The organism is Streptomyces sp. NPDC054794 (genome assembly GCF_053611585.1).
Genome location: NZ_JBSHAQ010000009.1, coordinates 166804 through 186574, shown reverse-complemented (window position 1 = coordinate 186574; position 19771 = coordinate 166804). Strand labels below are relative to the sequence as shown.

Sequence of the window (19771 nt, the reverse complement as noted above, 5' to 3'; positions counted from 1 at the left end):
TCTTGACGGACCGTCAGATGGGCGCATCCGCCGGGAGGACAGGACCGTGGACTTCACCTTCACCGAGGAGCAGTTGGCGGCGGCCGAGGCGGCCCAGGGGGTGTTCGCCGGGGTGGCGCCGGACTCGGTGCCCAGCCCGGCGCTCACGACCGGCGCCGTGGCCGACGATTTCGACCGGACGCTGTGGACAAGGCTCGCCGAGGCCGACCTGCTGAGCCTGCTGCTCGACGAGGAGTACGGCGGGGCGGGCCTGGACCCCATCGCACTGTGCCTGGTGCTGCGGGAGTCCGCGAAGGTGCTGGCGCGGGTGCCGCTGCTGGAGAGCGGCGCGGCCACGGCGGCCGTACAGGCCTACGGCGGCAAGGAGTTGGCGGCCGGGCTGCTGCCGCGGGCCGGGCGCGGTGAGCTCGTCCTGACCGTCGCCGCGAACGGCCGTACCGGGCACGACCCGGCCGAACGCGCCGTGACCGCGCGGCGCGACGGTGACGTGTGGATGCTGGACGGGGTGCAGACGGGGGTGCCGTGGGCGTACGGCGCGGACCTCGTCGTCGTACCCGCGCACACCGACGCCGACCGGACCGTCCTCGCGCTCGTGCCCCGTGGGCACGACGGAGCCGTCCTCGCGGAGCAGATCTCCACCAACGGTGAGCGGCTGGCCGAGCTGCGGCTGGAGTCGGCGCGGATCCCCGTCGGCGACGTCATCGAGGCCGACGGCGCCTGGGAGTGGCTGCGCGCGCTGCTGGCCACCGGTACCTGTGCGCTGGCGCTCGGGCTGGGCGAGCGGGTGCTCGGGATGACCAGTGAATACACCGGCAAACGCGAGCAGTTCGGACATCCGATCGCGACCTTCCAGGCCGTCGCCATCCAGGCCGCCGACCGCTACATCGACCTGCGCGCCATGGAGGCCACGCTGTGGCAGGCCGCGTGGCGGATCGGCTCGGGAGCGCCCGGACCGCTGCCCGCCTCCGGGGACGTCGCCGTGGCGAAGATCTGGGCCTCGGAGGGCGTACGACGCGTCGTGCAGACCGCGCAGCACCTGCACGGCGGGTTCGGCGCCGACACCGACTATCCCCTGCACCGCTATCACGCCTGGGCCAAGCACCTGGAGCTGTCGCTCGGCCCGGCGGCGGCACACGAGGAGGCCCTGGGGGACCTGCTGGCGGCACATCCCCTGAGCTGACCGCGCGGCGGCCGACCTCGCGGGAGGACCGGGCCGGGCCGCACCCCCGGGTGGTTCTAGGTCCTGTCGTCAAACTCGCGTCGTCCGCCCGAAGGGCGGGCCTCGCGGCGTCATGGGGTCCCCCCTGCTCGAAGAGCTTGGGGGAGCGTGCATGGCGTCGCGGGGCAGACGGGAGTTTGACGAAAGGGCCTAGAGGACGTGCCCCGGTGCGCCCGCGTCCGTGATGACGGGGCGGCCCGCCGCTGCCCAGACCTGCATGCCGCCGTCGACGTTCACGGCGTCGATGCCCTGCTGGACCAGGTACATCGTGACCTGGGCCGAGCGGCCGCCGGAACGGCAGATGACATGGACGCGGCCGTCCTGCGGGGCGGCCTCGGTCAGCTCGCCGTACCGGGCGACGAAGTCGCTGATCGGAATGTGCAGCGCCCCCTCGGCGTGACCCGCCTGCCACTCGTCGTCCTCGCGGACGTCCAGCAGGAAGTCGCCGTCGTTGAGGTCCGTGACTCCGATTGTGGGCACACGTGCTGCGAAATTCATGCTTCCGACGCTACCCGAAGCGCAACGGGTGCCGGCTCGCGCTACTCCGGTGCCAGCAACCCCGCCAGCTCCGCCTCGCGCTCCGCCAGGTCGGCACGGAGCTTCTCGGCGATCTCGTCCAGCAGGGCGTCGGGGTCGTCGGGGGCCAGGCGGAGCATCGACGCGATCGCGGTGTCCTCCAGCTCGCGGGCGACCAGGGTCAGCAGTTCCTTGCGCTGGGCCAGCCATTCGAGGCGGGCGTAGAGCTCCTCGGCGCGGCTCGGGGGCCGCTCGGCGAGGTCCGGGCCCGCGGCCCACTCCTCGGCCAGCTCCCTGAGCAGGGCCTCGTCGCCACGGGCGTAGGCGGCGTTGACGCGGGTGATGAACTCCTCGCGTCGCGCCCGCTCGGCCTCCTCCTGCGCCAGGTCGGGGTGGGCCTTGCGGGCCAGCTCGCGATAGAGCTTGCGGGCCTCCTCGCTGGGGCGCACCCGCTCTGGGGGCCGTACCGCCTGGTCCGTGAGCATCGCGGCGGCCTCCGGGAACAGGCCGTGGCCGTCCATCCAGCCGTTCAGCAGCTCCTCGACGCCGGGGATCGGCATGACCCGGGCGCGCGCCTCCTGCGCGAGGCGGAGGTCCTCCGCGTCACCGGTGCGGGCGGCCTTGGCCTCGGCGATCTGCGCTTCCAGCTCGTCCAGTCGGGCGTACATCGGGCCGAGCTTCTGATCGTGCAGCCGGGAGAAGTTCTCGACCTCGACGCGGAAGGTCTCCACGGCGATCTCGAACTCGATCAACGCCTGCTCGGCGGCCCGCACGGCTCGCTCCAGCCGCTCCTCGGGCCGCGGCGCCTGGGACTGCTCAGCTTCCGGGGTCGTCACCCGACCAGCCTAGGCCACGACGGGATCGAGCCCCTCCGCTTCGCGCATCCTGCCCGGCGCCCGGCGCTGCGGGCGCCGCACCCCGCGTCCGCTCAGACCCCCATCTCGGCCGGGATCCGCCCCGCCCGCACCGCGGCCACCAGTTCCTCGTGGTCCGCCTCCGTGCGGTCGGCGTAGGCGACCGCGAACGCGGCTATGGCCTCGTCCAGTTCCTCGTTCTTGCCGCAGTAGCCGGCGACCAGGCGCGGGTCGGCGCTGTGGGAGTGGGCGCGGGCCAGCAGGGCACCGGTCATACGGCCGTAGTCGTCGACCTGGTCGGCGGAGAGGGCCGCGGGGTCGACGCTGCCCTTGCGGTTGCGGAACTGACGGACCTGGAAGGGGCGGCCCTCGACCGTCGTCCAGCCGAGCAGGATGTCGCTGACCACCTGCATGCGCTTCTGGCCCAGCACCACCCGGCGGCCCTCGTGGTCCACGGGCGGTGCCTCGAAGCCGGCCGTCGCCAGATGCGGGACCAGCGCCGAGGGACGGGCCTCCTTGACCTGCAGGACCAGCGGTTCGCCGCGGTGGTCCAGCAGCAGGACGACGTACGAGCGGGTGCCGACGCTGCCCGTGCCGACCACGCGGAACGCCACGTCGTGCACGGCGTGCCGGGCCAGCAGCGGGAGGCGGTCCTCGGAGAGGGTGGCCACGTACGGCTCCAGGGACGCGGCCACGGCCGCCGCCTCCGCGTCCTCGACCCGCCGCAGCACCGGCGAGGCGTCGACGAACCGGCGCCCGCCGCCTTCGATCACCTCGGTCGACTTCGCCGCGAACCGGCCGCTGGTGTTGGCCCGCGCCTTCTCCGAGACCCGCTCCAACGTCCCGAGCAGGTCATGGGCGTCGGTGTGCGAGACGAGCTCCTCGTCCGCGATGGCGTTCCAGGCGTCGAGGACCGGCAGCTTGGCGAGCAGGCGCATGGTGCGCCGGTAGGCGCCCACGGTGTCGTGCGCCGCCGCGCGGCAGGTGTCCTCGTCGGCCCCCGCCTCGCGGCCGGCCAGCACCAGGGAGGCGGCGAGGCGCTTGAGGTCCCACTCCCAGGGGCCGTGCACGGTCTCGTCGAAGTCGTTCAGGTCGATGACCAGTCCGCCGCGGGCGTCGCCGTACAGGCCGAAGTTGGCCGCGTGGGCGTCGCCGCAGATCTGCGTGCCGATCCGGGTCACGGGGGTGCGCGCCAGGTCGTAGGCCATCAGGCCGGCCGAGCCGCGCAGGAAGGCGAACGGCGTCGCGGCCATCCTGCCCACCCGTATCGGCGTGAGCCCCGAGATGCGGCCCTGGTTGGACTCCTCGACCGCGCTCACCGCGTCGGGCCGGGAGCCGTCCACGTCGAGGAGGTTGTGCGAGGTGCGCGGCACGCTCGTCCGCAGCGCCTTGCCCTCCTCCTTCGGCGACCCCTGCGGCGGCCACGCCGCGAAGCCCGCCACCCGGGGCAGCCTGGGCGCCCCTCCCGCCGTCCGAGCCGCTTCCGCACCAGCATCGGTCACCGCGACCGCCTCCCCCGAACCCGTACTCACGCGCGCACTCGCACGAACATCAACTGCGCAGACCGTACAACCGGTGACCGAAGCGCGTCAGACCCTGTGGACAACTCCGCGGTTGTGCGAACCGGACTCACACGGTCCGCCCCCCCATCACCGCTCCGTGAGAGGTTCCTCACACCCAGCAGTCGGGCCGCTCCGACGAGGAGTCAGCTCCCGGATCCACGACCGCCCACGGAGACAAGCATCACAGCACGGCAACGACCGGGGAAAATTCAGGGAAAACGAATCAGGCGGCACCATGACTGGTGCCGCCTGATTCGGATGGTGCGCGAGGGGGGAGTTGAACCCCCACGCCCTTGCGGGCACTGGAACCTGAATCCAGCGCGTCTGCCTATTCCGCCACCCGCGCATTGGGTGTGTCTTCCGGCTTGTCCCCGTTGGGGCGGCGCCTTCCGACATCGAGAACATTAGCACGGCCGACAGGGCGGGTTCACACCCTTTACGCCTGGCCGCAGGACCCCCCGGACCGGCACCCTGGTGCATGTACCGAGGAGTGCTGGTTCACGTATCAACCTCGTACCGGTCACGGTCATCTCCCCAGGAGGCGGACCGGGTCCACAGTCAGGTGCGGGACACTGGTCTTCGCCCCCCTCTACGATCCTTGACGGGAGGAGTTCGAAGGGGAGCTCCTCGGGGAACCGGCTCATTGCCGGGCGCGTGGATACGATCAGTAAGCAGTACCAGGCAGAGCAGCACCGCACAGCAGCAAGGCCCATCAGTACGGCAACGACGGAGGAGGTGCCCCATGGGAGTCCTGAAGAAGTTCGAGCAGCGTCTCGAAGGTCTGGTCAACGGCACCTTCGCCAAGGTGTTCAAGTCCGAGGTCCAGCCCGTCGAGATCGCCGGCGCGCTCCAGCGGGAGTGCGACAACAACGCGACCATCTGGAACCGCGAGCGCACCGTCGTCCCCAACGACTTCATCGTGGAGCTGAGCGCGCCGGACTTCGAGCGCCTCAGCCCCTACTCGGGCCAGCTCGGCGACGAGCTCGCCGGCATGGTGCGCGACTACGCGAAGCAGCAGCGCTACACCTTCATGGGGTCGATCAAGGTCAACCTGGAGAAGGCTGACGACCTGGACACGGGTCTGTACCGGGTTCGCAGCCGCACGCTCGCCTCCTCCACCAACCAGCAGGCCCCCTCCGCCGCCCCGCCCGGCCGGGGCGGCGCCCCGGGCGGCGGCTACGGCTACCCGCCGGCCGCGCCCGCCGCCGCGGCACCCCCGATGCCGTCCGCGCCGCCGCCCGGCGCCCGGCCCGGCGGCTACGGCTACCCGCAGCCCGCCGGTCAGCGCCCCGCGGCCGCACCGGCCGCCGGCGGCCGCACCCGCTACTGGATCGAGATCAACGGCGCCCGCCATCAGATCTCCCGCCCGACTCTGGTGCTGGGCCGCAGCACCGAAGCCGACGTGCGGATCGACGACCCCGGCGTCTCCCGCCGGCACTGTGAGATCCGGACCGGAACGCCCTCGACGATCCAGGATCTCGGGTCCACCAACGGCATCGTGGTGGACGGGCAGCACACCACCCGCGCTACGCTCCGCGACGGCTCGCGGATCGTCGTGGGCAGCAGCACCATCATTTACCGGCAAGCCGAAGGGTGAAGCGGGGGCAATGTCAGAGCTGACCCTCACGGTCATGCGGCTGGGTTTCCTGGCCGTACTGTGGCTGTTCGTGATCGTGGCCGTGCAGGTCATCCGCAGCGACCTGTTCGGTACGCGCGTCACCCAGCGCGGATCGCGCAGGGAGGCGGCACGGCCGCAGCAGGCCGCCCGCCAGCAGCAGCAGTCCGCGCCCCCGCAGCAGCGTGGCCAGCAGGGCGGCGGCCGCCAGCGCCGCAACGCCCCCAGCAAGCTGGTCGTGAGCGAGGGCACCCTGACCGGCACCACCGTCGCGCTGCAGGGCCAGACCATCACCCTGGGCCGGGCGCACGACTCCACGATCGTGCTGGACGACGACTACGCCTCCAGCCGCCATGCCAGGATCTACCCGGACCGCGACGGCCAGTGGATCGTCGAGGATCTCGGCTCCACCAATGGCACGTACCTGGACCGGTCCCGGCTGACGACCCCCACACCGATCCCGCTGGGTGCGCCGATCCGCATCGGCAAGACAGTCATCGAGCTGCGGAAGTAGTACGACAATGAGCGAGCGGAGCGAGCACGCAGTGGCGGCCGGCACCCCGGGCCGCGGCGCGCTCCCGACCGGAGGGTGGGCACCGTGCGGATGTATCCGGAGCCGACTGGCGAGGTGCGCATGAGTCTGTCACTGCGCTTCGCCGCCGGATCGCACAAAGGCATGATCCGGGAGGGCAACGAGGACTCCGGCTACGCCGGTCCGCGGCTGCTCGCCATCGCCGACGGCATGGGCGGCCAGGCCGCGGGCGAGGTCGCCTCCTCCGAGGTGATCTCGACGCTCGTCACGCTCGACGACGACGTCCCCGGCTCGGACATCCTCACCTCCCTCGGCGCCGCCGTGCAGCGGGCGAACGACCAGCTGCGCGCCATGGTCGAGGAGGACCCGCAGCTGGAGGGCATGGGCACGACCCTGACCGCCCTGCTGTGGACCGGACAGCGGCTCGGCCTCGTCCACGTCGGCGACTCCCGCGCCTATCTGCTGCGCGACGGCGTGCTCACGCAGATCACGCAGGACCACACCTGGGTGCAGCGGCTCGTCGACGAGGGCCGGATCACCGAGGAAGAGGCCACCACGCACCCCCAGCGCTCCCTGCTGATGCGGGCGCTGGGCAGCGGCGACCACGTCGAGCCCGACCTGTCGATCCGCGAGGTCCGGGCCGGCGACCGCTATCTGATCTGCTCCGACGGCCTGTCCGGCGTCGTCTCCCACCAGACGATGGAGGAGACCCTCGCCAGCTACCAGGGCCCGCAGGAGACCGTGCAGGAGCTGATCCAGCTCGCGCTGCGCGGCGGCGGCCCCGACAACATCACGGTGATCATCGCCGACGTCCTCGACCTGGACACCGGTGACACCCTCGCCGGCCAGCTGTCCGACACCCCCGTGGTGGTCGGCGCGGTCGCCGAGAACCAGCACCACCTGCACGACAACGGCATCATGCAGACCCCGGCCGGCCGCGCCTCCCACCTCGGCCGCCAGGGCCACGGTCAGGGCGGCGGCGAGTTCGGCCCGCCCGGCAGCGGCGACACCACCGGCTACGTCCCGGCGGGCAGCTTCGGCGACTACTCCGACGAGGACTTCGTCAAGCCCCGCAAGGGCCGCAGGTGGCTGAAGAGATCCTTGTACGGCGGTCTCGCCCTCGCCGTCATCGGCGGCGGCCTGTACGGCGGCTACCGCTGGACGCAGACGCAGTACTACGTGGGCACCCAGGGCGAGCACGTCGCGCTGTACCGCGGCATCAGCCAGGATCTGGCCTGGGTGTCGCTGTCCAAGGTGGAGAAGGACCACCCCGAGATCGAACTCAAGTACCTGCCGCCCTACCAGCAGAAGCAGGTCAAGAACACGATCGCGGAGGGTGGCCTCGGCGACGCCCAGTCGAAGATCCAGGAGCTGTCGGTGCAGGCGTCCGCCTGCAAGAAGGAAGTCCAGCGCACCGCAGCCGAGAGCGACAAGAACGCCAAGACGGGCCAGGGCGAGGCCGGAGGCACCACGGGAACCACCCGTACCTCCCTCACGTCCAAGGCCTCGCCGACACCCAACACGTCGGCCTCGAAGACGTCCCCGAAGCCCCCGTCCTCGAAGTCTCCGTCCTCGACCCCGTCCGCGACCGCGACTCCCAGCCCCGGCCCCACCCTCTCGGAGGATGAGCAGAAGGTCGTCTCGCTGTGCGGTAAGCAGTAGGCAAGCCGTGAGAGGCCCCGTCACACGATGAGCAGTACTACCAACCCGTCGACGCACCACACGTCCACGATCGGTGCGATCGGAGCGCCGAGCCGGCGCAACACCGAGCTCGCGCTGCTGGTGTTCGCCGTGGTCATCCCGGTGTTCGCCTACGCCAACGTGGGCCTGGCCATCAACAACCAGGTGCCTGCCGGGCTGCTGGGGTACGGCCTCGGGCTCGGTCTGCTGGCCGGCGTGGCCCATCTCGCCGTACGGAAGTTCGCCCCGTACGCCGACCCGCTGCTGCTGCCGCTGGCCACCCTGCTCAACGGGCTCGGGCTCGTCGTCATCTGGCGCCTGGACCAGTCGAAGCTATTGCAGTCACTGCCCAACTTCGCCCCGGCCGCGCCCCGCCAGTTGCTCTACACCGCGCTCGGCATCGCCATGTTCGCCGCGGTGCTGTTCTTCCTCAAGGACCACCGGGTCCTCCAGCGCTACACGTACATCTCGATGTTCGGCGCCCTGGTCCTGCTCATGCTGCCGCTGGTCCCGGGGCTCGGGGCCAACATCTACGGCGCCAAGATCTGGATCAACATCCCCGGCCTCGGCTCCCTGCAGCCGGGCGAGTTCGCGAAGATCGTCCTGGCCGTCTTCTTCGCCGGCTACCTGATGGTGAAGCGCGACGCCCTGGCCCTCGCCAGCCGCCGCTTCATGGGCCTGTACCTGCCGCGCGGCCGCGACCTCGGCCCGATCCTGGTCGTCTGGGCGATCTCGATCCTCATCCTGGTCTTCGAGACCGACCTCGGTACGTCGCTGCTGTTCTTCGGAATGTTCGTCATCATGCTGTACGTCGCCACCGAGCGGACCAGCTGGATCGTCTTCGGTCTGCTGATGTCCGCGGTCGGCGCGGTCGGCGTGGCGAGCTTCGAGCCGCACGTCAAGAGTCGCGTCGACTCCTGGCTCGACCCGATGCGGGAGTTCACGCTCAGCCGCCAGGGCGTCGCCGGTCACTCCGAGCAGCTGCAGCAGGCGCTGTGGGCGTTCGGTTCCGGCGGCACCCTCGGCACCGGCTGGGGCCAGGGCCACTCGGACCTCATCCGGTTCGCCGCCAACTCCGACTTCATCCTCGCCACCTTCGGTGAGGAGCTCGGCCTGGCCGGCATCATGGCCATCCTGCTGATCTACGGCCTGATCGTGGAGCGCGGCGTGCGCACCGCCCTCGCCGCCCGCGACCCGTTCGGCAAGCTGCTCGCCGTCGGCCTGTCCGGGGCCTTCGCCCTCCAGGTCTTCGTCGTGGCCGGCGGTGTGATGGGGCTCATCCCGCTGACCGGTATGACGATGCCGTTCGTGGCGTACGGCGGTTCCTCCGTGCTGGCCAACTGGGCACTGATCGGCATCCTGATCCGGATCAGCGACACGGCCCGCCGCCCGGCGCCCGCCCCCGCCAGCAACCCCGACGCCGAGATGACCCAGGTGGTCCGCCCGTGAACAAGCCCCTGCGCCGGATCGCGATCTTCTGCGGTCTCCTGGTCCTCACGCTGCTCATCCGCGACAACTGGCTCCAGTACGTCAAGTCCGACAACCTCAGGGAAGACCCCAAGAACCGCCGCGTCACCATCGCCCGCTACTCCACCCCGCGCGGCGACATCGTCGTCGACGGCGACCCGATCACCGGGTCCACCGAGTCGAGCAAGACCGGCCTGAACGACCTGAAGTACAAGCGCACGTACAAGAACGGCCCCATGTGGTCCCCGGTCACCGGGTACGCCTCGCAGGCCTTCGGCGCCAACCAGCTGGAGTCCATCGAGGACGGCATCCTCACCGGCGACGACGACCGGCTCTTCTTCCGCAACACCCTCGACATGATCACCGGCAAGGAGCGGCAGGGCGGCAACATCGTCACGACCCTGAACGCCGCCGCGCAGAAGGCCGCGTACGACGGCCTGAAGGCCCAGGGCGGCAAGGGCGCGGCGGTCGCCATCGAGCCGTCCACCGGCAAGATCCTGGCGCTGGCCTCGTACCCGTCGTACGACCCGTCCGTCTTCGCGGGCAACAGCAACGACGACGCCAAGGCCTGGAAGGACCTGCAGAAGAAGTACAACCCCAACGACCCGATGCTGAACCGGGCGCTGCGCGAGACCTACCCGCCGGGCTCCACCTTCAAGGTGGTCACGGCCGCGGCCGCGCTGGAGAACGGGCTGTACAAGACGGCGGACGAGAACACGAAGTCCCCGCTGCCCTGGACGATGCCGGGCACCACGACCCAGCTGAAGAACGAGGGCAGCATCCCCTGCAAGAACGCGACCATGCGGATCGCGCTGCGGTACTCCTGCAACACCGTCTTCGGCAAGATCGGCGCCGACCTCGGCAACGACAAGATGCTGGCCGAGGCGAAGAAGTTCGGCTTCGACGCCGAGCAGTTCACCCCGATCCGCTCCAGCTCCTCGGTGTTCTCCGACAACATGAACCAGTCGCAGACCGCCCTGTCCTCGATCGGTCAGTACAACACCGCCGCGACCCCGCTCCAGATGGCCATGGTCGCCTCCGCGGTCGCCAACGGTGGCAAGCTGATGAAGCCGTACATGGTCGACAAGCTCCAGTCGTCGAACCTCGACACCCTCACGCAGACCGAGCCGCAGGAGCTCAGCCAGCCGCTGACCTCCGAGAACGCTCAGATCCTGCAGTCGATGATGGAGACGGTCGTCAAGGAGGGCACGGGCACCAAGGCCCAGATCAGCGGCGCCACCGTGGGTGGTAAGACCGGTACCGCCCAGCACGGTGTGGAGAACAGTGAGAATCCTTACGCGTGGTTCATCTCCTATGCCAAGCTTTCCGACGACAGCTCACCGGTCGCCGTGGCCGTCGTGATCGAGGACGACCAGGCCAACCGTGACGACATCTCCGGTGGTGGCCTGGCCGCGCCGATCGCGAAGAGCGTGATGGAGGCGGTCATCAACGCCAAGAAGTGACCCCGCTCACGTCCCCTTCACATCGGTGCACGTTGCGATACCGGTCCTGTATCGGGTGACGGGCTTGGCCAGGTCACACAAAGCTAGCCGGGTACGGTAGGCCCGGACGGCAGCCTCCGGCCGCACAGACGTGACGGCCGGGACCGACGGAGAGGGCTGGTAGGTAGCTATGGAAGAGCCGCGTCGCCTCGGCGGCCGGTACGAGCTGGGCCAGGTGCTCGGCCGTGGTGGCATGGCGGAGGTCTACCTCGCGCATGACACCCGCCTCGGCCGCACCGTGGCTGTGAAGACGCTGCGCGCGGACCTCGCGCGTGATCCGTCCTTCCAGGCCCGCTTCCGCCGGGAGGCCCAGTCGGCCGCCTCGCTCAACCATCCCGCGATCGTGGCGGTCTACGACACGGGCGAGGACTACATCGACGGGGTCTCGATCCCGTACATCGTGATGGAGTACGTCGACGGCTCCACGCTCCGTGAACTGCTTCACAGCGGCCGCAAGCTGCTGCCCGAACGGGCCATGGAGATGACCATCGGCATCCTCCAGGGCCTGGAGTACGCCCACCGCAACGGCATCGTGCACCGCGACATCAAGCCGGCCAACGTCATGCTGACGCGCAACGGCCAGGTCAAGGTGATGGACTTCGGCATCGCCCGCGCCATGGGCGACTCCGGCATGACGATGACGCAGACGGCCGCGGTGATCGGCACGGCCCAGTACCTCTCGCCGGAGCAGGCGAAGGGCGAGCAGGTCGATGCCCGCTCGGACCTGTACTCGACGGGCTGCCTGCTCTACGAGCTGCTGACGGTGCGCCCGCCGTTCGTGGGCGACTCCCCCGTGGCCGTGGCCTACCAGCACGTCCGCGAGGAACCGCAGGCCCCGAGCGTCTTCGACCCCGAGATCACGCCCGAGATGGACGCCATCGTCCTCAAGGCGCTGGTCAAGGACCCGAACTACCGCTACCAGTCAGCCGACGAGATGCGCCAGGACATCGAGGCCTGCCTCGACGGTCAGCCGGTCGCGGCGACGGCGGCGATGGGCTCCGTCGGCTACGGCGGCTACCCCGACGACCAGCCGACCACCGCGCTGCGCGCGGACGCGGCCGGCGGCGCCACGACCATGCTCCCGCCGATGAACCCCGACGACGGCGGTTACGGCTACGACGACCGCCCGGACCGCCGCCGCCAGAAGAAGTCCAACACCTCCACGATCCTCCTGGTGGTCGCGGGCGTCCTGGTCCTGGTCGGCGCGATCCTGATCGGGAAGTACGCGTTCAGCGACCACGGCGGGGGGAACAAGCCCTTCGCCGCTCCGAACTTCGTCGATCACACCGTGAACGACGCCAGGCGGATGGCCGAGAACGTCGACCTGAACGTCACAGTCGCCCGCAAGCCCTGCGACAAGCAGCCGAAGAACACGGTCTGCTCGCAGGACCCGAAGCCGGGCACGGACGTGAACAAGGGCGACACCGTCAGGCTGGTGGTGTCGACCGGGGCCCCGAAGGTCCTGGTTCCGGATGTGAAGGGTCTGACCTTCGACAAGGCGGAGGCCCAGCTCACGGCCAAGGGCTTCCAGGTCGAGAAGAAGACCCAGGTCTCCGACCAGACCCCCGACGTGGTCATCGGCCAGGACCCGGCGGGCGACACGGAGCGCGAGAAGGGCTCGACCATCACGCTCACCGTCGCCAAGGCCGAGGACAAGGCCACCGTCCCCAACGTGCTCGGCAAGTCCTGTGACGAGGCCAGGGCCCAGATGACGGCCAACAACCTGGTCGGCAACTGTGTCGAGGTCGACTCCAGCGACGATTCCCAGGCCGGCAAGGTCATCTCGACCGACCCGCAGGCGGGCACCCAGCTCGCCAAGAACACCCAGGTGACGATCAACGTCGGCAAGGCTCAGCAGCAGACGCAGGTGCCGAACGTCGTCGGTCAGACCGTGAAGAACGCGCGGAAGATCCTGCAGCAGTTCGGCTTCAACAACGTCCAGTTCGCCGACGGCAGCTCGCAGGACGACAACGCGCTGGTGGCCCAGCAGGACCCGGGCGCGGGCAACCAGGCCGACCCGGGCAGCACGACCGTCACGCTCACGACCGTGAGCTTCGGTGGCAACAACAACGGTGGCGGCAACAACGGCGGCATCCTCGGCGGCGTGGGCGGCTGACGCCCGAGCCTCACGGAAAAGCCCCGGTCCCCTCTTGGAGGGGGCCGGGGCCTTTTCGTCAGGGCTCAGATCCGGATCAGTTCGCTTCCGGATCGGCTCACGTCCGGGTCAGCGCAGTTCCTTCGGTGGTGTCCGCTTGCTGTCCACCTTGTCCACGCGGACCAGCTCGCCCCAGACGACGTAGCGGTAGCGGGACGTGTAGACGGGGGTGCAGGTCGTCAGGGTGATGTAGTGGCCCGGCTTCTTCTTGTCGGATTCCTTCGGGACCTGGGCGAGGACCTGGACGTTGTACTTCGAGGTCTCGGGGAGGACGTCGTAGACCTTGTAGACGTACCACTTGTCCCGCGTCTCGAAGACGATCGGGTCGCCCACCTCGACCTTGTCGATGTTGTGGAACTTGGCGCCGTGGCCGTCGCGGTGAGCGGCGAGGGTGAAGTTGCCCTTCTTGCCGGAGGTCGGGAGCGCGGACTTGATCGGCTCCGTGTAGTAGCCGGCCACACCGTCGTTCAGGATCTCCGTCGAGGTGCCCTTCTCGACCAGCACCTCGCCGTTCTTCATCGAGGGCACGTGCAGGAAGCCGATGCCGTCCTTCGTGTCCAGCGCGCCGGGACCGCTGTCGGCCCAGTCGTCGCGGACCTTGTCGGACTGCCGGTGCGCCGCGCGGTCGGCGACGACGTTCGTCCACCACAGGGAGTAGACGACGAACAGGCCGAGCACCAGGCCCGCCGTGATGAGGAGTTCACCGAAGACGCTGACCGCGGCGGCGATCCTGCCGGTGCCCCGGCGCCCCGGGGCCGGCCCCGAACCGCGCGCGGACGTCTGTTCTTCGGTGCCATCGGCGGTCGCTGCCACTGTTCATCTGCCCTTACTCGACGAGCGCATCCGGCTTGCCCTTGCTGCGCGGCCGTTCCTCGACCATCTTGCCCCAGACGATCAGCCGGTACTTGCTCGTGAACTCCGGCGTGCAGGTCGTCAGGGTGATGTAGCGACCCGGTGCGGTGAATCCCGACCCCCTCGGGACCGGGTCCAGCACGCTGGTGTTGCTCGGCGCCGTCACCGGCAGCATCGAGGTCATCTTGTAGACGTAGTACGTGTCCTGCGTCTCCACCACGACCGCGTCGCCCGGCTTGAGCCGGTTGATGTAGCGGAACGGTTCACCGTGCGTGTTGCGGTGCGCCGCCAGCCCGAAGTTGCCCGTCTTCGCCGAGGGCATCGCGGTCTTCAGCCTGCCCTCGCCGTAGTGGCCGACCATGCCCTTGTCGAGCACGTTCTTGTTGCTGACGCCCTCCGCTATCGGCGCCACCACGTCCAGCGCCGGAATGTGCAGGATGGCGAAACCCTGCCCCGGCTCGAAGACCCCGGGGGCCCGTTTCCCGCTCGCCCAGTCGTTCTGGAGGCTGCTCGTCTCCTTGCCCGCCTGCGCGTGCGCCCGCACGTTCGTCCACCACAGCTGGTAGGTGACGAACAGCAGCATCAGCACACCGGTGGTGATGAAGACCTCGCCTATCGCCCGGCTGACGAGCACCGCCGGGCTCGGCTTGCGCGCCCGCGCCTGCCGCCGGGCCTCCACCCGCGAGAGCGGCGCCTGGGACCGGGTCCCCCGCGCGGGCGTCTCCTGCGGGGACGTCTCCCGCGCGCCGCCGCCGTGGCGTCCGCCGCGCCGCTTGGCGGCCTTTCTGCGGGCCGCTCGGCCACCCGGTGCGACTCCGGTGGCGGATGGGACCGACGAGGCCCCAGAGGCGGCTCCAGCGGCCGTCATGGATGCACCGGCGCCCGGTGGCGGATCGGGGATCCGCAGGGCGACCGTCTCCTCGTCGATCGGCGCCCGGTACGGCTCCCCGTACAGCGCCTCGGGCTCTCCCTGCCCGTACCAGTCCCCAAGCGCACCGGAAGCCCCGTACGACTGATCCCCGTACGAGGCATCGGTCTTGCGCTCCGGGCGCAGCGCGGTCACGCCGTGGCCCTGCCCACCACCGGGGCGAGCCCCGCCGACCTCGCCACCGCGTCCTGGTACCCGCACTCCACCAGCCAGTTGGCCAGCATCCGGTGGCCGTGCTCGGTCAGCACCGACTCGGGGTGGAACTGCACGCCCTCGACGAGTAGTTCGCGGTGACGCAGGCCCATGATGATGCCGTCGTGCGTACGGGCCGTGACTTCCAGCTCCGGCGGGACCGTGTCCGGCTCGGCGGCCAGCGAGTGGTAGCGCGTCGCCGTGAACGGCGACGGCAGCCCGGCGAAGACGCCCTTGCCCTCGTGCTCGACCAGCGAGGTCTTGCCGTGCAGCAGCTCCGGGGCGCGGTCCACCACACCGCCGTACGCCACCTGCATCGACTGCATGCCGAGGCAGACGCCGAAGACCGGGACACCCGTGTCGGCGCAGTGGCGGACCATGTCCACGCAGACGCCGGCGTGCTCCGGGGTGCCGGGGCCCGGCGACAGCAGCACGCCGTCGAAGCCGTCCTGGGCGTGCGCCGTCGACACCTCGTCGTTGCGCAGCACCTCGCACTCGGCGCCCAGCTGGTACAGGTACTGGACCAGGTTGAAGACGAAGCTGTCGTAGTTGTCGACGACGAGAATCCGCGCACTCACTGGTTGTCCACCGTCACATCGTTGAAGGGCAGCAGCGGTTCGGCCCACGGGAAGACGTACTGGAACAGGGCGTAGATCACGAACAGGACCAGCACGAGTGCGATCAGCGCCCTCACCCACACGTTGCCCGGCAGATGCCGCCAGATCCAGCCGTACATGCCGTCCCTTCCGTCGTGCCACGGCACCTGACTCACGCCGTACGGCACCAGACTAACGGCGTAGAGCCTTCGGTTTGCCTGTCTCCACAGGCTGTGTGGAGTCCAGATGTGCCCAGACGATCAGCCTGTGGCTGTGCCCCCATTCCGGATCGCACGTGGTCAGGGTGAGATAGCGGCCCGGGCGCGTATACCCCGACTTACGTGGGACAGGGTCGATCACTTCAACGTCGCTCGGAACTGTTTTGTAGGGCCCTTTGTCGATCCGATACGTGAACCAGGTCGTCCCGTCCGTCAGCACCACCGCGTCACCCGGCCGCAGCCTGGGGAAGTCCTTGAACGGATCGCCGTACGTGCGCCGGTGACCGGCGATCGCGAAGTTGCCCCGCTGGCCCAGCCTGGCGGTGCGGGCGTAGTGGGCGAGGCCCTTCTTCAGCACGTCCGTACCGGTGCCTTCGAGCACGGGTTTGTTCCACGTGAAACCGAGCCGCGGGATGTACATGATCGCGAACGGCTTGCCGTAGTGGTACGGCGCCGGCTCCTTGGGAGCGGCCGAGGCTCCGGGGCCACCGACCGTGTGCCCCACACGGCCCTGCGCCCACTGCTGTTGCAACTGGTCGATCTGGTCGTTCATGACGCTGTCGGCCTGCACGCCGGTCCAGAACAGCACGTAGACCACGAACAGCACGATCAGGGTGCCGACGGTGATGCAGAGCTCGCTGACGGTCCTGACGATCACGCGCACCGGCGGCTCCTGGGCGGGCTGGCTACTGCACGGGCTTCGCGTAGTGCAGATCCACTGTGCCCGAGTAGCCGGGCAGAGTCACCGTCCCGTCCTCGGCGACTTTCCAGCCCAGCCCGTAGACGTTGACGTACACCATGTAGTTCTGGATCGCCGGGTTCTTCGCGAGCGCCTTCTGCAGCGCGTCCGGGTCGCCGACGGCCGTGATCTTGTACGGCGGTGAGTAGACCCGGCCCTGGAGGATCAGGGTGTTGCCCACGCAGCGCACCGCGCTGGTGGAGATCAGCCGCTGGTCCATGACCTTGATGCCCCGGGCGCCGCCCTGCCACAGCGCGTTCACCACCGCCTGGAGGTCCTGCTGGTGGATGACGAGGTAGTCGGGCTGCGGCTCGGGGTAGCCGGGGAGTTTGGCGGTGGCGTTCGGCGGGGCGTCGTTCAGCGTGACCGTGATCGCCTTGCCGGTCAGCTTCTGGGTGCCCGCGTTCTTCTCCAGCGCGGCCAGCTTCTTGTCCTGCGCGTCGGTGCTGCCGTCGTCCTGCTCGGCGAGCGACTCCACGTTGTCGCGCAGGGCCGCGTTGGACTCGTCCAGCCCCTTGTTCTTGTGGCTGCGCTCCTGGATCAGGTCGGAGAGCTTCAGCAGCGAGGCGTCCGTACGGATGTCGGTGCCCTTGGCCGTGTTGAAACTCGTGAAGAAGATGAGACCGGCCAGGGCGAAGACGGCACCCGTGAGAACCCGCACCGGCCGGACACGGGGCCTGCGGTCGGGGGCGGTACCCGTTGAATCCGTCCCGGGGGAGTCGGCAGAATTGCTCAACGTACCCTTATCTCCTTCGGCGCCGCGGAAGCACTACGCTAACGGACGCCCGGGGGAGCACTCAGTGTCCCCTTGTACGCTGCCCCGGAGCCCGACCAGTTCCCTGCGCGGCCACGCAGCGCATCGACAGGAGAGACCCTCGTGCCGAAGTCACGTATCCGCAAGAAGGCCGACTACACGCCGCCGCCGGCGAAGCAGACGACCGCGATCAAGCTGAACAACCGTGCCTGGGTCGCGCCCGTCATGCTGGCCATGTTCCTCATCGGTCTGGCCTGGATCGTCGTCTTCTATGTGACCGACGGTTCACTGCCCATCGACCAGCTGGACAACTGGAACATCGTGGTCGGCTTCGGCTTCATCGCGGCGGGATTCGGCGTCTCGACGCAGTGGAAGTAACGACCGCCTGCGGGTGAACACACCTCTGCCCAGGGGTATCCGCTGAGTTATCCACAGCCTCGACGAGATTTCCACAATCTGCTTGGGGAAAAGAAACGACGATCTGTGGATAACCCGCCGGATGTTGACGCCGGTACGACTGACACATCGGCCCGCACAAACCCCTTCGCCCCCTGTCTGACCTGGGAAAACACACCTGAGCGGCAGGGGGCACACCTGTATCCGCACGGTATGCACAAGATCCGCCACAGGCTGTGGACAACGGTTCGATATCAGGTGAGCTGAGCGGTCCTGACGAGGGTCAGAGCCACGGTCACGACCAGGATCAGCGCACAGGTCCCGAACTGGATCAGGGCCCGGTTCTTGCGCGGGGCGTGGACCATGGCGTAGCCCGCCACGACACCCGCGACCAGGCCGCCGATGTGGGCCTGCCACGCGATGCCGCTCCAGCTGAAGGTGAAGATGAGGTTGATCACCAGCAGGGCGATGATCGGGCGCATGTCGTAGTCGAGCCGGCGCAGGAGGATGGCGGTGGCCCCGAAGAGACCCCAGATCGCGCCGGAGGCACCGAGTGAAGCCTGAGACGGCGCGGCCAGCAGATAGGTCAGGGCGCCGCCCGCCAGACCCGAGACCAGGTAGAGCGTGAGATAGCGGGCCCGGCCGAGGGCGGCTTCCAGCGGGCCGCCGATCCACCACAGACTCAGCATGTTGAAGGCGATGTGCCAGATGGCCTCGTGGGTGAACATCGACGTCACCAGGCGGTACCACTCGCCCTCCGCGACACCCATGGTCGGGGTGAAGGGCTTCGGCGGCCACGTGCCGACGAGCAGCAGATGGTCCAGGAGCGAGGACTGGACGCGCACCGCGATGAACACCGCGATGTTGATCCCGATGAGGATCTTGGTGACCAGCCGCGGATCGGCGCTGACCGTGCCGCCCGCGAGCGTACGGGGCTGGGAGGCGGCCGGGGGGTGACCCGTGCCGGAGCCGCCGCGGACGCAGTCGGGGCACTGGAAGCCCACGGAGGCGCTGACCATGCAGTCGGGGCAGATCGGACGGTCACAGCGGGTGCAGTGGACGCCGGTCTCGCGGTCCGGGTGCCGATAGCACACGGGCACGCTCCGGGCGTCCCGTGCGCTGTTCGCGGCCTGGTCCATGAGATCCCCTCGGTGGTCGTGGACGGCGGCGTGCGTCATGACACCGCCCCGCTCATCCTTACGGACGAGCGGGGCGTTTGGTTCCCTCCGGGAGAAACCGGCGAGCCGCCGGACGGCCGGCGCGCACTCCCGGGCTCAGCGGTCGCGCTTTTCGATCACGACCGACTCGATGACGACGTCGTTGACGGGCCGGTCGTTGGGGCGGGTGGTCGGCACGTTGGAGACGGCGTCCACGACCTTCTGGCTGGCCGGGTCGACGACCTCGCCGAAGATGGTGTGCTTGCGGTTCAGCCACGTGGTGGGGCCCATGGTGATGAAGAACTGCGAGCCGTTGGTACCCGGGCCCGCGTTGGCCATGGCGAGCAGGTACGGCTTGTTGAAGGAGAGGTCGGGGTGGAACTCGTCCTCGAACTCGTAACCGGGGCCGCCAATGCCCGTGCCCAGCGGGTCGCCGCCCTGGATCATGAAGCCACTGATCACACGGTGGAAGACGGTGCCGTCGTAGAGCTTGTCCGTGCTCCTCACGCCGGTCGCCGGGTGCTCCCACTCACGCTCACCCTGGGCGAGCTCGACGAAGTTCTTGACCGTCTTCGGCGCGTGGTTCGGAAAGAGCCGGATCTCGATGTCGCCGTGGTTGGTCTTCAGGGTGGCGTAAAGCTGCTCGGCCACGGTGTGCCTTCCGTCGTCCTTGTGTGATCCCACGATCCTCGCACGGCCCGCCTCGCACGTCCCCGGGCCGTGCCCCGACCGGACGCATCCTCACGAATCGCTTGCGGAAAACCGGGCGAGTCCCCTCGCGACGGGAGCGCGCGACGGCGATCCGTGGCATTGTCGTCGACGAGCGCCTTGCCCCGT

Annotated in this window: 19 protein-coding genes and 1 tRNA gene; 8 read left to right on the top strand and 12 right to left on the bottom strand. The window is 69.4% G+C overall.

Annotated elements, in window-relative coordinates; translation table 11 throughout:
* Positions 1–46 precede the first annotated feature (46 nt).
* A complete protein-coding gene (locus tag ACWGKT_RS12325) occupies positions 47–1180 on the top strand; it encodes an acyl-CoA dehydrogenase family protein (RefSeq protein WP_453273505.1) in 1134 nt (377 codons plus the stop codon).
* A gap of 189 nt (positions 1181–1369) precedes the next feature.
* On the opposite strand, the gene ACWGKT_RS12320 is transcribed toward ACWGKT_RS12325, so the two are convergent.
* The 4 genes from ACWGKT_RS12320 to ACWGKT_RS12305 form a co-directional block, all read right to left on the bottom strand.
* On the bottom strand, positions 1370–1699 hold the full coding sequence (locus ACWGKT_RS12320) for a rhodanese-like domain-containing protein (RefSeq protein ID WP_453273555.1): 330 nt from the start codon (positions 1697–1699) through the stop codon (positions 1370–1372).
* A 59-nt stretch (positions 1700–1758) separates the two neighbouring features.
* Positions 1759–2571, bottom strand: coding sequence for a hypothetical protein (locus ACWGKT_RS12315; RefSeq protein WP_356146254.1), 813 nt, complete (start codon positions 2569–2571; stop codon positions 1759–1761).
* 92 nt (positions 2572–2663) lie between these two features.
* Entirely contained in the window at positions 2664–4091 is a 1428-nt protein-coding gene (locus tag ACWGKT_RS12310; RefSeq protein ID WP_453273504.1) for a DUF2252 domain-containing protein, read from the bottom strand.
* 319 nt (positions 4092–4410) lie between these two features.
* A tRNA-Leu gene (locus tag ACWGKT_RS12305) sits at positions 4411–4497 on the bottom strand.
* Between the two features lie 396 nt (positions 4498–4893).
* Here ACWGKT_RS12305 and ACWGKT_RS12300 point away from each other — a divergent pair.
* From ACWGKT_RS12300 to pknB, 6 genes are all read left to right on the top strand, one after another.
* A complete protein-coding gene (locus ACWGKT_RS12300; RefSeq protein WP_235451791.1) occupies positions 4894–5748 on the top strand; it encodes an FhaA domain-containing protein in 855 nt (284 codons plus the stop codon).
* Between the two features lie 10 nt (positions 5749–5758).
* On the top strand, positions 5759–6280 hold the full coding sequence (locus ACWGKT_RS12295; protein WP_356146263.1) for an FHA domain-containing protein FhaB/FipA: 522 nt from the start codon (positions 5759–5761) through the stop codon (positions 6278–6280).
* 90 nt (positions 6281–6370) lie between these two features.
* Positions 6371–7960, top strand: coding sequence for a Stp1/IreP family PP2C-type Ser/Thr phosphatase (locus ACWGKT_RS12290; RefSeq protein ID WP_453273554.1), 1590 nt, complete (start codon positions 6371–6373; stop codon positions 7958–7960).
* A 27-nt stretch (positions 7961–7987) separates the two neighbouring features.
* Positions 7988–9427 (top strand): FtsW/RodA/SpoVE family cell cycle protein, encoded by a 1440-nt coding sequence (locus tag ACWGKT_RS12285; protein ID WP_356146266.1) that lies wholly within the window; start codon positions 7988–7990, stop codon positions 9425–9427.
* Positions 9424–10908: a peptidoglycan D,D-transpeptidase FtsI family protein gene (locus ACWGKT_RS12280; RefSeq protein ID WP_453273503.1), complete on the top strand. Its 1485-nt coding sequence runs from the start codon at positions 9424–9426 to the stop codon at positions 10906–10908. Before ACWGKT_RS12285 ends, ACWGKT_RS12280 begins: the two co-directional genes overlap by 4 nt.
* A 169-nt stretch (positions 10909–11077) precedes the next feature.
* Positions 11078–13063, top strand: coding sequence for a Stk1 family PASTA domain-containing Ser/Thr kinase (gene pknB / locus ACWGKT_RS12275; RefSeq protein ID WP_453273502.1), 1986 nt, complete (start codon positions 11078–11080; stop codon positions 13061–13063).
* Between the two features lie 108 nt (positions 13064–13171).
* On the opposite strand, the gene ACWGKT_RS12270 is transcribed toward pknB, so the two are convergent.
* From ACWGKT_RS12270 to ACWGKT_RS12245, 6 genes are read right to left on the bottom strand one after another with little or no spacing between them, the layout of a single operon-like run.
* Entirely contained in the window at positions 13172–13915 is a 744-nt protein-coding gene (locus ACWGKT_RS12270) for a class E sortase (RefSeq protein ID WP_453273501.1), read from the bottom strand.
* Between the two features lie 13 nt (positions 13916–13928).
* On the bottom strand, positions 13929–15017 hold the full coding sequence (locus ACWGKT_RS12265) for a class E sortase (RefSeq protein WP_356146277.1): 1089 nt from the start codon (positions 15015–15017) through the stop codon (positions 13929–13931).
* The gene (locus tag ACWGKT_RS12260) at positions 15014–15652 is read right to left on the bottom strand and encodes an aminodeoxychorismate/anthranilate synthase component II (protein ID WP_235451784.1); all 639 of its coding nucleotides are present in this window, start codon (positions 15650–15652) and stop codon (positions 15014–15016) included. Before ACWGKT_RS12260 ends, ACWGKT_RS12265 begins: the two co-directional genes overlap by 4 nt.
* Positions 15649–15846, bottom strand: coding sequence for a hypothetical protein (locus ACWGKT_RS12255; RefSeq protein WP_235451783.1), 198 nt, complete (start codon positions 15844–15846; stop codon positions 15649–15651). The genes ACWGKT_RS12260 and ACWGKT_RS12255 overlap by 4 nt, the downstream gene beginning before the upstream one ends.
* Before the next feature lie 16 nt (positions 15847–15862).
* Positions 15863–16552 carry a class E sortase gene (locus ACWGKT_RS12250; protein ID WP_356146280.1) on the bottom strand — a complete coding sequence of 230 codons (690 nt, stop codon included), beginning with the start codon at positions 16550–16552 and terminating at the stop codon, positions 15863–15865.
* Positions 16553–16574: 22 nt separating this feature from the next.
* Entirely contained in the window at positions 16575–17363 is a 789-nt protein-coding gene (locus tag ACWGKT_RS12245) for a DUF881 domain-containing protein (protein ID WP_453273500.1), read from the bottom strand.
* A 141-nt stretch (positions 17364–17504) separates the two neighbouring features.
* On the opposite strand from ACWGKT_RS12245, the gene crgA reads away from it, so the two are divergent.
* Positions 17505–17759: a cell division protein CrgA gene (crgA, locus tag ACWGKT_RS12240; RefSeq protein WP_356146285.1), complete on the top strand. Its 255-nt coding sequence runs from the start codon at positions 17505–17507 to the stop codon at positions 17757–17759.
* 272 nt (positions 17760–18031) lie between these two features.
* Here the strand turns inward: crgA and ACWGKT_RS12235 are convergent, their stop codons facing one another.
* Together ACWGKT_RS12235 and ACWGKT_RS12230 are read right to left on the bottom strand one after the other, a co-directional pair.
* Positions 18032–18916 carry a rhomboid family intramembrane serine protease gene (locus tag ACWGKT_RS12235; RefSeq protein WP_453273553.1) on the bottom strand — a complete coding sequence of 295 codons (885 nt, stop codon included), beginning with the start codon at positions 18914–18916 and terminating at the stop codon, positions 18032–18034.
* A 135-nt stretch (positions 18917–19051) separates the two neighbouring features.
* Entirely contained in the window at positions 19052–19585 is a 534-nt protein-coding gene (locus tag ACWGKT_RS12230) for a peptidylprolyl isomerase (RefSeq protein WP_453273499.1), read from the bottom strand.
* Positions 19586–19771: the final 186 nt, after the last annotated feature.

Bases quoted from the DNA above. Each gene is read 5' to 3' on its own strand.
- ACWGKT_RS12300 (WP_235451791.1), top strand. From the start codon at position 4,894: ATGGGAGTCCTGAAGAAGTTCGAGCAGCGTCTCGAAGGTCTGGTCAAC.
- ACWGKT_RS12295 (WP_356146263.1), top strand. From the start codon at position 5,759: ATGTCAGAGCTGACCCTCACGGTCATGCGGCTGGGTTTCCTGGCCGTA.
- ACWGKT_RS12290 (WP_453273554.1), top strand. From the start codon at position 6,371: ATGTATCCGGAGCCGACTGGCGAGGTGCGCATGAGTCTGTCACTGCGC.
- ACWGKT_RS12285 (WP_356146266.1), top strand. From the start codon at position 7,988: ATGAGCAGTACTACCAACCCGTCGACGCACCACACGTCCACGATCGGT.
- pknB (WP_453273502.1), top strand. From the start codon at position 11,078: ATGGAAGAGCCGCGTCGCCTCGGCGGCCGGTACGAGCTGGGCCAGGTG.
- ACWGKT_RS12235 (WP_453273553.1), bottom strand. From the start codon at position 18,916: ATGGACCAGGCCGCGAACAGCGCACGGGACGCCCGGAGCGTGCCCGTG.